Annotated in this window: 11 protein-coding genes; 5 read left to right on the forward strand and 6 right to left on the reverse strand. The window is 65.9% G+C overall.

All coding sequences use genetic code 11. The features are described from left to right. Nucleotides 1-16: 16 nt before the first annotated feature. On the reverse strand, nt 17-448 hold the full coding sequence (locus Q9293_RS00570; protein WP_306249223.1) for a thioredoxin family protein: 432 nt from the start codon (nt 446-448) through the stop codon (nt 17-19). A 204-nt stretch (nt 449-652) separates the two neighbouring features. Here Q9293_RS00570 and Q9293_RS00575 point away from each other — a divergent pair, with 204 nt between their 5' ends. Continuing rightward, entirely contained in the window at nt 653-1498 is an 846-nt protein-coding gene (locus Q9293_RS00575) for a transglycosylase SLT domain-containing protein (RefSeq protein ID WP_306249224.1), read from the forward strand. A 5-nt stretch (nt 1499-1503) separates the two neighbouring features. On the opposite strand, the gene Q9293_RS00580 is transcribed toward Q9293_RS00575, so the two are convergent. Further along, nucleotides 1504-4758: a PAS domain S-box protein gene (locus tag Q9293_RS00580; RefSeq protein ID WP_306249225.1), complete on the reverse strand. Its 3255-nt coding sequence runs from the start codon at nt 4756-4758 to the stop codon at nt 1504-1506. Next, a complete protein-coding gene (locus Q9293_RS00585; protein ID WP_306249226.1) occupies nt 4758-5891 on the reverse strand; it encodes an FIST signal transduction protein in 1134 nt (377 codons plus the stop codon). The genes Q9293_RS00580 and Q9293_RS00585 overlap by 1 nt, the downstream gene beginning before the upstream one ends. Between Q9293_RS00585 and Q9293_RS00590 the strand changes: the two genes are divergently transcribed. Then, entirely contained in the window at nt 5890-6450 is a 561-nt protein-coding gene (locus Q9293_RS00590) for a hypothetical protein (protein ID WP_306249227.1), read from the forward strand. The two genes, Q9293_RS00585 and Q9293_RS00590, sit on opposite strands and share 2 nt — an antisense overlap. Nucleotides 6451-6509: 59 nt before the next feature. On the opposite strand, the gene Q9293_RS00595 is transcribed toward Q9293_RS00590, so the two are convergent. Genes Q9293_RS00595 through Q9293_RS00605 form a run of 3 tightly spaced genes read right to left on the reverse strand, consistent with a single transcriptional unit; the run spans nt 6510 to nt 10998 of the window. After that, nucleotides 6510-6884 carry a RidA family protein gene (locus tag Q9293_RS00595; protein ID WP_306249228.1) on the reverse strand — a complete coding sequence of 125 codons (375 nt, stop codon included), beginning with the start codon at nt 6882-6884 and terminating at the stop codon, nt 6510-6512. A gap of 17 nt (nt 6885-6901) precedes the next feature. Next, a complete protein-coding gene (locus tag Q9293_RS00600; RefSeq protein ID WP_306249229.1) occupies nt 6902-7876 on the reverse strand; it encodes an SWIM zinc finger family protein in 975 nt (324 codons plus the stop codon). Continuing rightward, nucleotides 7873-10998: a DEAD/DEAH box helicase gene (locus tag Q9293_RS00605; protein WP_306249230.1), complete on the reverse strand. Its 3126-nt coding sequence runs from the start codon at nt 10996-10998 to the stop codon at nt 7873-7875. The genes Q9293_RS00600 and Q9293_RS00605 overlap by 4 nt, the downstream gene beginning before the upstream one ends. A 50-nt stretch (nt 10999-11048) precedes the next feature. On the opposite strand from Q9293_RS00605, the gene Q9293_RS00610 reads away from it, so the two are divergent. The 3 genes from Q9293_RS00610 (at nt 11049) to Q9293_RS00620 (ending at nt 13507) form a co-directional block, all read left to right on the forward strand. Further along, nucleotides 11049-11480, forward strand: a complete 432-nt coding sequence (locus tag Q9293_RS00610) for an RpiB/LacA/LacB family sugar-phosphate isomerase (RefSeq protein WP_306252399.1) — start codon at nt 11049-11051, stop codon at nt 11478-11480. 186 nt (nt 11481-11666) lie between these two features. Continuing rightward, the gene (locus tag Q9293_RS00615) at nt 11667-12635 is read left to right on the forward strand and encodes a DNA cytosine methyltransferase (RefSeq protein WP_306249231.1); all 969 of its coding nucleotides are present in this window, start codon (nt 11667-11669) and stop codon (nt 12633-12635) included. Continuing rightward, on the forward strand, nt 12632-13507 hold the full coding sequence (locus tag Q9293_RS00620) for an NgoMIV family type II restriction endonuclease (RefSeq protein ID WP_306249232.1): 876 nt from the start codon (nt 12632-12634) through the stop codon (nt 13505-13507). Before Q9293_RS00615 ends, Q9293_RS00620 begins: the two co-directional genes overlap by 4 nt. Nucleotides 13508-13513 lie beyond the last annotated feature (6 nt).

A 13513-nucleotide genomic window follows, 5' to 3' on the forward strand; every position in this document is an offset into this window, starting at 1 on the left:
TGTCGCGCTTCGCGACCTACTTCTTGAGCTTGGCCAGTTCCGCAATGAAGGGCTTGGGGCCGCCCTCCATGTAGCCCAGTTTGCCGACGGGCATGCCGCTGCCTTCCAAGACGAAGATCGTCGGGTAGCCCTTGATGCCGTACTTGGCGGCCAGTTGCTGGTTCGTGGCCTTCTGCTGAGCGCTCATCTCCTTCTTGCGGGGGAAGTCGACTTCCACGAGCACCAGGTTCTTGGCGGCATAGGCCTCGAATTCCGGGGTGTCGAAAACTTCCTTCTTGAGCTTGATGCACCAGCCACACCAGTCGGAACCGGTGAAGTCGAGCACGACGAGTTTGTTTTCGGCCTTGGCCTTGGCAATCGCCTTGGGCACGTCGGTGCCCCATTCGGCCGCGTGGGCGGTGCCGAGGGTGGAAAGGATGATCGCGGCAGTCGCGAGCAGGGACTTCATGGACTTCCTCCTGTGGGTGATCGTCCCTTGCCATCGGTAGCGCCAGGGGGTCTTAGTATTCCATCCCATGCCCCAATCTTCCTACTGGTGTACCCGCTCACACTAAGATTTCCGAGGATCGACCTTGGATCAGCCGTGAGGGATTCCAGCCTCAGGCGCTGCCCTCCTCGGCCGATCCACCCTATGGACGTATCATGGTCCCAGATGCTGCGTCGCGTTCTGATCCTTTCCGCCTCGGTCCTGGCGCTCGCCGGGACGCCGAAGGCCGCGCGGGATTTCCGGAAGCCCCAAGTCACCTACCTCTATACCTACTACGACAAGCAGGGCCGCCTGATCATCAACAACCTGCCGCCCAGCTACATGAAGGGTCAGGGGCTGGTGCTGAAGCATGTGGGCGTGGGCAAGGTGCAGCTGGCCATCACGCCGGCGGAGATGGCGAAGGCCCTGAAGAGCCCCGAACTCATCGCCCTGGTGGATGAGATTGCCCAGGCCGAAGGCGTGGACAACCACCTGGCCCGGGCCATCATCCAGACGGAAAGCGCCTTCAACTACAAGGCCCGCTCCAAGGCCGGGGCCCTGGGACTCATGCAGCTGATGCCCTCCACGGCGGAGCGGTTCGGCGTCATGGATCCCTTCGATCCCCGCCAGAACATCAGCGGGGGTGTGAAGTACCTGAAGTGGCTCCACGACTACTATGCGGGGGATTTGATCCGGGTGGTCGCCGCCTACAACGCGGGTGAAGGGGCCGTGAACCGGCACAAGGGCATCCCACCCTTCCGCGAGACGCAGGCCTATGTGCCCCGCGTGCTGAGCCTCTACCGCAACAAGGCCGTGCAGGCTGATCCCAAGCTGGCGGGCAGCATGGCCCTGCTGCAGAAGGGGCGCGGCGGCTTCACCGTGGATGAGCAGAAGGTGGTGCCCGAACCCACGCCCCAGCAGCGGGCTTCCACGCGCATCTACCAGTGGACCGATGCCAACGGCCGCATCCAGATCAGCGACCAGCCGCCGCCCAAGGGCGCCACGGCGGTGCGGCCCTTCGGGGCGCCCTGACTTCGCTAGCGAAGTTTGGCTGCATAGGCTTCCAGGGCGGCCAGGGAATCCAGGAACAAACGCTCCAGGTCAGCCTGGAGATCCGGGCCCGCCTCCACGGAGCCGCTGCGGCCCAGGGCTTCGATGTCCGCCGCATAGCGGCGCATGGCGGCAGCGCCGAGGGCCCCGGCTCCACCCTTGAGGGCGTGGCCCGCATGGGAGAATTCCAGAGCGTCGCCTTTGGCTGCGGCGGCGAGGATGTCGTGGATGCGCCGGGGGGTGTCCTCCCGGAAGATCTCGATCAATTCCGACAGCAAACCACTACCGCCATCATCGAGCTCCACCAGATTCTGGAGGGTGGCGTGATCCAGCATGTCCTGGGGCAGGTCGCGGGGGGGTAGGGATTCATCCCTGGGGGCTGGGCACATGGGAGGCTCCTGGGTCCAATGCTGGATTACTCGGGCCAATTCGTCCAACCTAAGCGGCTTGGTCAGGTAGTCATCCATGCCTGCGGCCAGACACCGGGCCCGCTCCCCGGCCATGGCATGGGCGGTCAGCGCCACGATGGGAATCCGGGGGGCGCCAGCCTGGGATTCCTGTGAGCGCAGGGCCACTGTGGCTTCAAAGCCGTCCATTTCGGGCATCTGGCAATCCATGAAGATGAGGTCGTAGGGCAGTCGGGCGCAGGCCTCAAGGGCTTCCAGGCCGTTCGCGGCCACATCCACCCGGAAGCCGAGCCGTTCCAGGTAGCGCACTGCCACCTTCTGGTTGACGGGGTTGTCTTCGGCCACCAGCAGCCGCCCCTGACGGGGCATGGCCAGAAGGTCGGCGCTCGGCGTATCCGCAGTCAGAGGCTCGGGCGTGAAGCCCAGGGCCCCGGCCAGGGCTGCCATGAGGGGACGCTGTCGGATGGGCCTGACGAGGGTCGCCCTGTGGGAGGCGTGGCGGGCCGGATGGCTCCAGGGCACCACGTGGATGAAGGGCAGCTGGTCCGTCTCCCAGCCGTCGGGCAGGTCGCCCTGCAGGAGAACGATCTGGAAGGCACGCGGGTCAAGCGCCTTGATGGCATCTGAAGAGGCCACGGTCAGGACCAGACCCATGGCCTGCAGCTGCTCCCGCGTGGTCTCGCGGGTGGCGCTGGGGGGTCCCACCCAGAGGACGGTGGCCCCTTGCAAACGATTCGGGACCGTAATGGCCTCCGGGGCCGTCTCCAGTCGGAGCGAGAAGGTGAAGGTGGAGCCTGACCCCGGGCCGCTGTCCACCTGGATCTCTCCGCCCATCATCGTCACCAGCTGGCGGCAGATGGCCAGGCCAAGCCCGGTGCCGCCGAAGCGGCGGGTCATGGAGCCATCGGCCTGGGAGAAAGATCGGAAGAGGCGCGCCTGAGCCTCCTTGCTGATGCCGATGCCGGTGTCCTTGAGAGAGAACTGGATGTCCACGGCCTCTGCTTCCCGCTGCTGAAGGAAGGCGTGGATGGTGACCGAGCCGGAGGCCGTGAACTTGATGGCGTTGCCCACGAGGTTGATGAGGATCTGGCGGATGCGCCCGGGATCGCCCCGCAGGGGTGAGGGAATGGCCGGATCCAGGAAACAGGCCAGGTCCAGGCCCTTGGCCTCGGCCTGGACCGCGAACATGGCGAGCACTTCGTCGGTGCAGTCCCGCAGATCGAAATCCAGAATTTCCAGATCGAGCATGCCCGCTTCGATTTTGGAAAAATCCAGGATGTCGTTGATGATCTCCAGCAGGCCGCTGGCGCAGGCGTGCACAGTCTCGGCATGTTCGCGCTGTTCGGGATTCAGGGGCGTGTCCAGCAGGAAGCCGGTCATGCCCAGCACACCGTTCATGGGCGTGCGGATTTCATGGCTCATGTTGGCCAGGAAATCGGATTTGGCCCGGGTGGCGGCCTCGGCATCGTCCTTGGCCTTCCGCAGCTCATCCTGCTGCTCCTTGAGGCGGGTGACATCGGTCCGAAGGCTGACGATGCCGCCATCGCTGGTGCGGCGATCACTGATGCGGACCCAGCGATTGCCGATCCGGCGCTCGATGGGCGCGGTGGGGTTCTGGTGCGCGCGGCGCCGGTTCTGGATCCAGGCCTCAGGAGTGAGCCCCGTCCCGAGGTTCACGCCGCTTTGCACATAGCGGGTCAGGAGGGTCTCGTGGGAGGTGCCTGGGACAAGCAGAGGGGCAATCTCCGGATAGAGATCCCGATAGGTCTGGTTGCACTTCACCAGTCGATCCTCGGCATCGAACATGGCAAAACCCGAATCCAGCGATTCGATGGCGTCCTCGAGCTGGCGCTCCTTGGTGTGGGCCTGGTTCTCGGCCTGCTTGCGCTGAGTGATGTCAAGGCTGAACCCCAGCAGCAGGGCCTCATGGCGGGTGTGGGCCTGGATGAGCGTCTTTCCGGCGAGGAACCAGCGGGTTCCCGAGGGACTGTGGTGGGCTTCTTCGCTGGTTCGCAGCTCTCCGGATTCCCACACCCGAAGGTCTTCCTGCCTCAGCTGGGCGGCCAGATCCGGCGGGAATACATCCTCGTCCGTGCGGCCGGTGATGGCTTCCGCGGGCAGCCCCAGGGTGCGACAGGTCTCCTCATTGACGAACAGGAAGCGCCCCTCGGCGTCCTTCAGGTAGATGTTGATGGGCAGGGTGTCCAGGATGCTGGCCAACTGTCGCTGCTGCTTCTGGACCTGTTCCTCGGCCTCCCGCCAGTCGTGGATGTCGTTGAGCGTTCCACTGGCACCGGTCAGCACGCCATCCGCATCCAGCAGGGGCCGCGCATGGACCTCCACCCAGCGGAACCCATCCCTGGTGATGAAGCGCACCGCATGGCGGGACTGCCGGGTGGGGTTGCGCAGCGAGAGGGCCACCTCGGCCAGGGCCGATTCCCGATCTTCGGGCAGCACAGCGTCGAGGTAGTAACTCCCCAGGCTCTCCTCGACGGTGAAGCCTGTCAGCTCCTTCCAGGCGGGATTCAGGAAGACCCACCGGCCCCTCGCGTCTGTGTGGAAGATGACCTCCTGCACGGTCTCCACCACCGAGCGGTAGCGCTGCTCACTTTCGGCGAGGCGGCTTTCCGAGGTGCGCTTCAGTTCCTCGTACAGGGTGCGCATCTCCTCGCTGGACACAGCCAGGCTCCGCTCCAGGGTGTAGCGGTCCTGGTCGGCTTCGGCGTAGGAACGGCTGATCCGCTCGAGCAGGTCCCTCAGGGGACTGCCTTCCGGCAAGGCGTCGGCGTCGAGGCCGGAGCGCTTCAGCTGCCGCTGGAGAAGGGAATGGAGCATCAGGCTTCCTGGAACACCGTCAGCGTCATGGTCTGGTTGTGGAGGCCGCAGGCGCCCGTCGCCTGGGGGCAGAGTTCGCCGTAGGAGTAGAAGCCCAGCTGGAGGGTGCCCAGTGGCAGGGCCTCCAGGGTGGCCTCGACCTCTTCGTCCACCCGTTCACCCAGCACGAGGCGGCGCCCCACACAACTCACGGCCACGGCCAGGGTCGGTGACAACCGTGGATCGCCGAGCCCCTGAGCCGCGGCACCGGCGCCGTCCACGAGTCGGTCGAAGTTGGCCCGCATGAAGTGCACCAGGTGGCCCTCGGGGATATCACCCGCAAAGGTCAGGCTCTGGGCCTCCTCATCCACCGAGAGAATGGTGCGTACGATGTCCTCGTTGCGCCCTTCCGGATCCTGCAGGCTCAGGGGAAACAGAAGCGCCGTGGCGGGCAGGCCCGAGGCGCGCTCACCCAGGTAGCTTTTGTACAGAGGCAGGGCGGGCTTGCCGTCCAGCTCAAAGAGAACGTTGCCTTTGGCCCGGGTCACCTGGCGGGCCGGGCCAAAGGTGTCCCAGCCACCTTTGCTGCCGTGGCAATGCCGGAGGGCGTTGCCATAGAAGCCGACAGCGCAGAAGTGGCCGGACTGGGGGCCCTCTGCGGTCAGGACCCAGGTTCTCTGGAAGCGGGCCCCGTCTCCAGCCAGACCGCCGGTCACGGCGACGCCGGGGCCGAGGTGCTGGCTCAGGGAGCGCGCAAGCTCGCTGCCGTTCACCCGGAGGCCGTCGGAGAGCACCAGCACGGCCCGGAGGCCGGGGCCCCGCAGCTGATCCGCCAATGCGGCTCCGGCAGCCTCCGAGTCCTCCGGTCCTGATACGGCGGTGTCAGCAAAGCGCAGGCGGGTGTTCGCGAACCTGGCCACGGCCACGCTGAGTTGGTGGTCGTGGACCAGGGTGCCGTGGATCTCACCGGCGGTGGAGCAGCCCAGGAGGCAACTGGAGGGGTAGGTGGCCTGCAGATGCCGCAGGGGGCCAGGGGCATCCATGAGCTCGGGACTGCCGAAGGCCAGCACCAGGGTGTCGGGGCCATCCCAGCGGGGCAGCGCGTCGGCTTCCCAGGGGCGGTCAATGGGCTGCAGGAGCGTGGCCAATTCCATGAGCCCTCCCCTGGGCGCGGACATCTGCGATTCCTTCGGCGGAATGGCTGTCCTCCATGAATCCGTGAGGTACGCTGGAACCATGACCGAAGCCGTTCCCATGACCCCCGCAGAGACCGCCCTTTCGCTGTTGTTCCGCAAACTCCATCCGCACCTGGAGGATGCCGCCCACGCGCTGTCCCGCGGCGCCGCCCGGCGGGAGCTGGAGCGCCTGCACTTGAAGCTCATCACCGCGCGGCTCAAGACCGTGGAGCTGCTCGAAGCTGAAGCCGAAGGGCTGCCGGAGGATGCTCCTCTGACGGAAGTGCTGGACACCCTCGCCGCCAACCTCACACCCGTGGGTGAAAGCTACCGGCAGGCGCTCATCCTCACCCAACTATGCCTGGAGGAGGCACCGGCAGACCTGCTGCCCCATGCCCCCGAAGGCTGCGTGGCCGCCTCCAGCTGGGGGCCGCGCATGACGGATTTCCTGGGCCACCTGAAAGACCCCGCCTACCAGGCGCGAAACCGCTGGGAAACCGTGGAAGAAGACATTGGCGAAACGGAAGAGGGCGAATAGGGCTGCGCCCACAGGCCATGCCCCGTCAGCCGCATGGGGGCCAAGGCCCCCGGCGGGCATCAGACCTCGGCGACGAGCTCGATTTCGACCTTCGCGCCCCGCGGCAGCGCGGCCACCTGCACGGTGCTGCGGGCGGGCTTGGCCCCTCCCAGCGCCTTCTCGTAGAGGGCGTTGAAGGCGGCGAAATCGGCCATGTCCGTGAGGAATACCGTGGTCTTCACCACGCGGTCCCAGCTGGTGCTGGCAGCGGCCAGCACGGCGCTGAGGTTCTTCAGCACCTGTTCCGCCTGGGCCTCAATGGGGCCGGTGACCATCTCCATGGTTTCGGGAACGAGGGGGATCTGGCCGGAGGTGTAGAGGTGGTTGCCCGAAATCTGGGCCTGGCTGTAGGGGCCGATGGCGGCGGGGGCGGTCGGGGTCGAAATGGTGCGCATGGTCGCTCCTGGGAACATCATTGTCCTGCTTTTTTGCCCCAGCGTCGCTTCTTGTGTCGCCAGTTGCGGCCGGTCTTCGGGGCGGGCTGAAGCGGTGCGTCGAAGGGAGAAGCGGGCTGTTCGGATTCTCCCTCTTCTTCGCCTTCTTCCAGGCGGCGGGGGCCGTCCTCGATCTGCTGCTGCACCCACTGGGCGGTGCGGTGCATGAGCGCGGCCAGGCAAAGGCTGGTCTCGATGCGGGCGTGGGGAAGGGGCCCCAGCTGCGTGAACACCGAAGGATCGGGAGGGATCATCCGGGGGATGGTGATCTCCGGGAGCGGCATGGGCAGGGCGTCGTAGGCTTCTTCGGGCAGCCGCCGCCAGGGCTCGGGCTCGGGCACCTCGCGGCGCAGCAGGTCGGCCACGGTCTGCTTCTTTTTGGGAGGGCGCCCCCGCTTCTTGGGCGCGGCCACGGCGGCGGCATCCAGCGCGGACTGCAGGGCGGTCAGCACCTCATCGCGGCTCTTGCCGCGCAGATCGAAGAGCAGCCAGGGATCGCGGTCGAGGGCTTCGGCCATGACGTAGCACACGGCGGCCACATGTTTGCAGGGGTTGGCCCAGTCGGGGCAATCGCAGTGGGTCTGCAGCTCCTTGGGCACCCGCGGGTAGAGGCTGGCGCCCGCTTCACGGAAGGTTTCGTCGAGTCCCTGCGGCATCTCACCCGCCAGCAGGGAGGCCACGAAGCGGCTCTCCAGGGCGATGCGGTCGAGGGCCTTTCCCCATTGCGCCGAAGTGAGCGCGGGCAGGCCCAGGGTCACGTTGTAGGTCTTGCGCCCGTGTACGCGGGCCTGGATCTCGCCGGGCTGCACGCTGAAGTGGGAGACATGGCCATCCTCCGCGTATTTCTTGCCGCGGGGCAGGCGGTTTTCGTAGTCATCACCCAGTTTCTCGAGACCTTGAATCCAGAGGCGGCCCCACCAGGTGGCGCCGAAACGGTCGGCGTGGCTGATCATCCTGCCACCTCCTTCGCCTTCCGTTTGACGGGCCTGTGTGCAGGCTCTTCGGCGGCTCCTTCATCCGACTCCATGAGCTCGGCATCGGGATCCAGCGCCACCAGGCGGCGCAGGGCGTCGTCATCCAGTTCTGTGAGCCAGCCTTCGCCCGTGCCCACGACACGGTCGGCGAGGTCGCGCTTGGATTCCAGCAGGGCGTCGATCTTCTCCTCCAGGGTGCCGATGGTGACGAGCTTGTGCACCTGCACGTTCTTGGTCTGGCCGATGCGGTAGGTGCGGTCCGTGGCCTGGTCCTCCACCGCCGGATTCCACCAGCGGTCGAAGTGGAAGACATGCGTGGCGGCCGTAAGGTTGAGGCCCACGCCGCCCGCCTTGAGGCTCAGCAGCAGCACCGGCGAGGACTTGGGATCTTCCTGGAAATTGCGCACCAGTTCGTCGCGGCCTTCGCGGGTGGTGCCGCCGTGGAGGAAGGGCGGCTCGAAGCCGAGGGCCTCCTGCAGGTGAACCTGGAGGCGGTCGCCCATTTCCTTGAACTGGGTGAAGACGATGGCGCGTTCGCCCGCCTCCACCACCTCTTCGAGCATTTCCGTGAGGCGGTCCAGCTTGCCGCTGCGTCCGCGGTAGGGCCCCTGCTGCTTGAGGAACTGGCTGGGGTGGTTGCAGATCTGCTTGAGATGCGTGAGCAGCGCCAGGATGCGGCCCCGCCGCTCGATGCCGGAGACGGCATCCAGTTCCTCATCCATCTTCTCCACGCGGTACTGGTAGAGCTCGGCCTGCTCGCGGGTGAGGGTGGTGAAGACCTTCATCTCGTTCTTTTCGGGCAGGTCCTGGATGATGCTCTTGTCGTTCTTCAGGCGGCGCAGGATGAAGGGCCCGATGCGCTGACGCAGCTCGTTGGCGGCATCGGGATCGCGATACTTTTCGATGGGTGTGGCGAAGCGATCCTTGAACTGGGATTCGCTGCCCAGGTAGCCGGGCAGGCCCGCGCTCATGATGGCCCACAGCTCCGTGAGGCGGTTCTCGATGGGCGTGCCGGTGAGGGCCAGGCGGAAGGCGCCGCGCAGCTTGCGGATGGCCTTGGCCTGGGCGGACCCGGCGTTCTTGATGGCCTGGGCCTCGTCCACCACGATCATGCCCCAGGGCCGGTTGGCGAAGGTGTCCTCCTCGCGGCGCACCACGCCGTAGGTGGTGAGCACCAGGGTGTGTGGCTTAAAGGTGTTGGGCAGGCGATCACGGTTGTTGCCGTGGTGCACGAAGACCGGCACCGTGGGCGCGAACTTGGCCAGCTCGCGCTCCCAGTTGCCCAGCAGCGAGGTGGGGCAGACCAGCAAAGTGGCGGGGCCGAACTCGGGGCTTTCGGTTTGGCGGTGCAGCAGCAGCGCCAGCACCTGAATGGTTTTGCCCAGGCCCATGTCATCGGCGAGGATGCCGCCGAGCCCATGGCGGGACAGGCCTTCCAGCCAGGCGAGGCCCCGCAGCTGGTAGGGCCGCAGCTGGCCGCGGAAGCTGGCGGGCTGCGTGATGGGCTTGTCGGGCAGCACCTTCAGATCTTCCAGGGCGGCGCCGAAATCGCCGGCCACTTCCACTTCAATGGCTTCGCTGACACCGGGAATGCGGGCAGTGCCGGTGAGGGCTGCGGCCAGCGCCTCGCCCTTGGTCATGCTCTCGAAACCGGCACCACGGCTGGCCTGCATGACGGTGGAAATCTGCTTGAGGGTTTCGGGATCCAGCGCCACCCACTTGCCCTTCCAGGCCACCAATGGGTGTTTCAGGCTGGCTATCTGGGCGAAATCTTCCACGCTCAGTGCATCGTCCCCCAGCATGAGCGACCAATCGGCGCTGACGCTGCCTTCCAGACCCACCTGGGCCATGGGGGCGGAATCCAGCACGTTGCGCGCGCCCAGGCGCACCTTGGCACGCAGGCGCTTGGCGCCGCCGAAATCGGCGAGGCCTTCGGGGATGTGAACCAGGAAGCCAGCCTCTTTCAGCTGGGCGGCGCCGCGCGTGAGGAAGCCCCAAGCCTCAGTGGGCCGAAGGACGAGATCCTCGGGCTTCTGCCCGGAGAGGGCCCGCTCCAGGGCGGGGAAGAAGGGAACGGCGCGGGCCAGGCCGCGCAGCAGCACCTGGCGCGCCTGCAGCACCTCTGCCTCGGTGGAGGGCTCCCAGAGCTTGGCCACGCCGATGTCGGCGCCAGCCTCGGTTTCGAGGCCCACCTTGAGGATCCAGCCCTCTTCGGCCAGGCGGTCGGCGTCCTGCACGGCCTGGGTGGCCTTGGGCACGTCCGGTGCCTCCAGGCGCAGGCTGGGCCGCAGCCACTGGGGATGGGCGCCCTCGCTCCACTGGGCCAGCTGCTCGCCCAGGGTGCGCTCGGTGATGCCCGTGGTGGGGAATTCCGGCAGCTGGTGGGAGAGGGCCACCATGATGCGCTCGTCCCAGGGCAGGCGGTCGCGTTTGTGGCCCCGCAGCCGGTGGATGAGGCCCAGGCGGGGATCATCACCCGCCCGCAGGCCGCCGGAAACGAAGCGCATGATGAAATCGGCGCCGTCTTCCAGGAAGGCCGTGAGCACCGCATCCGCGGCGGGGGGCATGGCCAGGTCATCTTCGATGTCGAAGGCATCCAGCTCGCCCAGGGGCACAGTCTTGGTGAAGGCCCAGGTGTCGTTCTCGGGGAAGGCCAGGGCGGCGGGCGGCATGGCCTCCGCCAGCTGGCGCAGGGCCGCACGGTCCGAGGGGCTGGTGAGGCTCACGCCCCAGCGGGCCTTCCAGGGATTGCCGCGGGTATCGAGCTGCGGCAGCACCGCGCCGCGCACCACCAGGGACTGCAGCAGCCGCAGGGCCATGGCCCAGTAGCGCAGGGTGGGCCCCGCGTGGCCTGGATTCAGGGCGAGGGAGGACAGCCAGGGATAGGCCCGCTGCCAGCGCAGGGGCAGGGCGTGCATTTCCACCAGGGTGCCGTCGGCCAGGAAGATCTGGGCCTTGGCGGGGGTCAGGCGCTCCCGGCCCTGGAGTTCCCCGGGCAGGCCGCGGAGGGCGCGCACCCATTCGGCAGGCTCCACCGCCTCGGGCATGCAGAGGAGGAAGCCTCGGTCTTGCGGGCGGTATTGGATGAAGGGATTCAGCATGAGAAGGGGGCAGTCGCTTGGCGGTAGGATGCAGGGTGGGGGGAGTGGCGATGAAGCTCGGTTTCGCAAGCGATCATGCGGGGTTCGACCTGAAGGAACGGCTCAAGGCCTGGGCGCTGGAGCAGGGTCATGAAGCGGTGGATTTCGGCACGGACGGATTGGCCTCGGTGGATTACCCGGATTTCGCGCACCGGGCGGCGGAGGGCAGGGATCAGTGGGAGCGCCTGGTGCTGGTCTGCGGATCGGGCATCGGCATCAGCATCGCGGCCAACCGCCATGCCGGCATCCGCTGCGCGCTAGTGACCTCCCCTGAGCACGCGGCACTGGCTCGACAGCACAATGACGCGAACGCCATCGCTTTCGGCCAGCGGCTAACGGATCCGCTCCAGGCAGAATCCTACCTCAAAACCTTCCTGGAAACACCATTCGAAGGTGGAAGGCACCAGGGACGGGTGGACAAGATTGAAATCAAGGGCTGTTAGCCTGGGCCGCAAGGAAGGCCCGGGCCCTTAAATGAGTCTGAGCCAAAAGCCCACCTCATGGGCCATGCTGCGCAAGGGCGGTTCCGGCAAGGTATCCTTGCCTTTGATCCGAACCATGATTCAGCCGCGACTTTTGGGTGAAACGTTGTCGGCCATTCCAGGTCCCCAGGCCCTTTAGGGTGAACGATGCCGCACCTCTCTTCTCTTGAAATCTGCGCTGGCGCCGGGGGACAGGCCCTTGGCCTGGACATGGCTGGATTCGAGCACGATGCCTTGGTTGAAATCGACCGAGACGCCTGCTCCACGCTCCGGCTGAATCGTCCACACTGGAAGGTCTTCCAGCAGGATCTCAGGGAATTCTCTGGAGGGGACCACAAAGGGTTAGACCTCCTCGCGGGCGGAGTCCCTTGCCCCCCCTTCTCAGTTGCAAGCAAGCAACTGGGTGAGAGTGACGAGCGAAACCTTTTCCCGGAAGCGATCAGGCTGGTGGATGAAACCAGACCCAGGGCGGTGATGCTCGAGAATGTGCGCGGGTTGCTGGATGCGGTCTTTGAAGACTACCGGAAGCACATTGCACAGCAGCTTGGCGCCCTTGGATACGTTACGGATTGGCGGTTGTTGAACGCATCGGATTTCGGCGTGCCGCAGTTGCGCCCGCGGGTGGTCTTTGTGGCAATCCAACGGCATCTCTCGGAGCATTTTGAGTGGCCCATGCCGTTGCTGGTCCCTCCTCCGACCGTGGGGGAGACTCTGGCTGATCTAATGGCGTCTGGTGGTTGGAAAGGTGCCTCGCATTGGGCGCTCAGGGCGGATGGAATCGCGCCGACATTGGTGGGCGGATCGAAGAAGCACGGCGGCCCGGATCTAGGGCCGACTCGATCCCGTAAAGCCTGGGAATCGCTCTGTGTGGACGGAAAGGGCCTTGCGGATGAACCCCCACCTCCCGATTTCCTGGGGATGCCGCGTCTAACGGTTCGCATGGCGGCGAGGATCCAGGGCTTTCCTGATGACTGGCGTCTGGTTGGGGGCAAAACCTCGTCATACCGACAGGTTGGAAACGCCTTCCCCCCGCCTGTAGCTAAAGCGGTGGGTGAGCGAATCGCGGCCTGCTTCCAAGCGGCCAGCAGGCGGCAGGTTGTTGTGGCGGGCCTATGAGCTCCGGAAAGAGGGAAGCGTCCCGGGCGTTGCTGGCCGAGGCAAGGCGCGCGTTTCACGTGGCCCTCCTATCGAGTGTGCTCACCGAGAAAGAAGGTGTCCCCTCCAACGCGGATCGATCCAACGGTCCGAGTGTGGCCATTGCCAAGGCCATCCTGTCGAAGCTGGGCATGGGGCGCGAGTCGGCCAAAGCCGCAGGGCAGACGGCAGGGAATGTGTTCGAGCTTCTATGCAGGGACTTTCTGGGAGTAACTTTTCCTCGCCTTGGCCATCTCCGCCCAGGGATATGGGAGATCCTTCATGGGGAGGGGAGATCCATGGCCATCGAAGGCTATGAGCAATTCGCCCATCTCGGGGATCTGGAAAGGCTCGCCAACAGTCACCCGGAATTGAAAGCCTTTCTGGGAAACGACTACACCATCAAGCCGGACATTCTGGTGATCAGGCACCCTGAAGAGGACGAGGCGATCAACCGCTTCGGAGCGGTTGTCGACGATGCGACCGCCCTGAAGGCCAGCCTGCGGAAAAGCAACAAGGGCCTTCCGATCCTCCACGCGAGCATCAGCTGCAAGTGGACGATGCGGAGCGACCGCGCCCAGAACGCCCGCACCGAAGCGCTGAACTTGATTCGGAACCGGAAGGGTCGGCTGCCCCACATTGTCGTGGTGACCGCCGAGCCAACGCCTTCGCGATTGGCTTCCATCGCCCTCGGCACCGGTGACATTGATTGTGTTTACCATTTCGCCCTGCACGAGCTCGTCGGCGCTGTTGCTGAATCCGCTTCGGATGATTCCAGAGAGCTCCTTCAAACCATGATCGAGGGGAAGCGGCTGCGGGACATTTCGGACCTTCCCCTGGACCTCGCCACCTGAATGGGT

The organism is Geothrix sp. PMB-07, assembly GCF_030758935.1.
GTDB lineage: Bacteria > Acidobacteriota > Holophagae > Holophagales > Holophagaceae > Geothrix.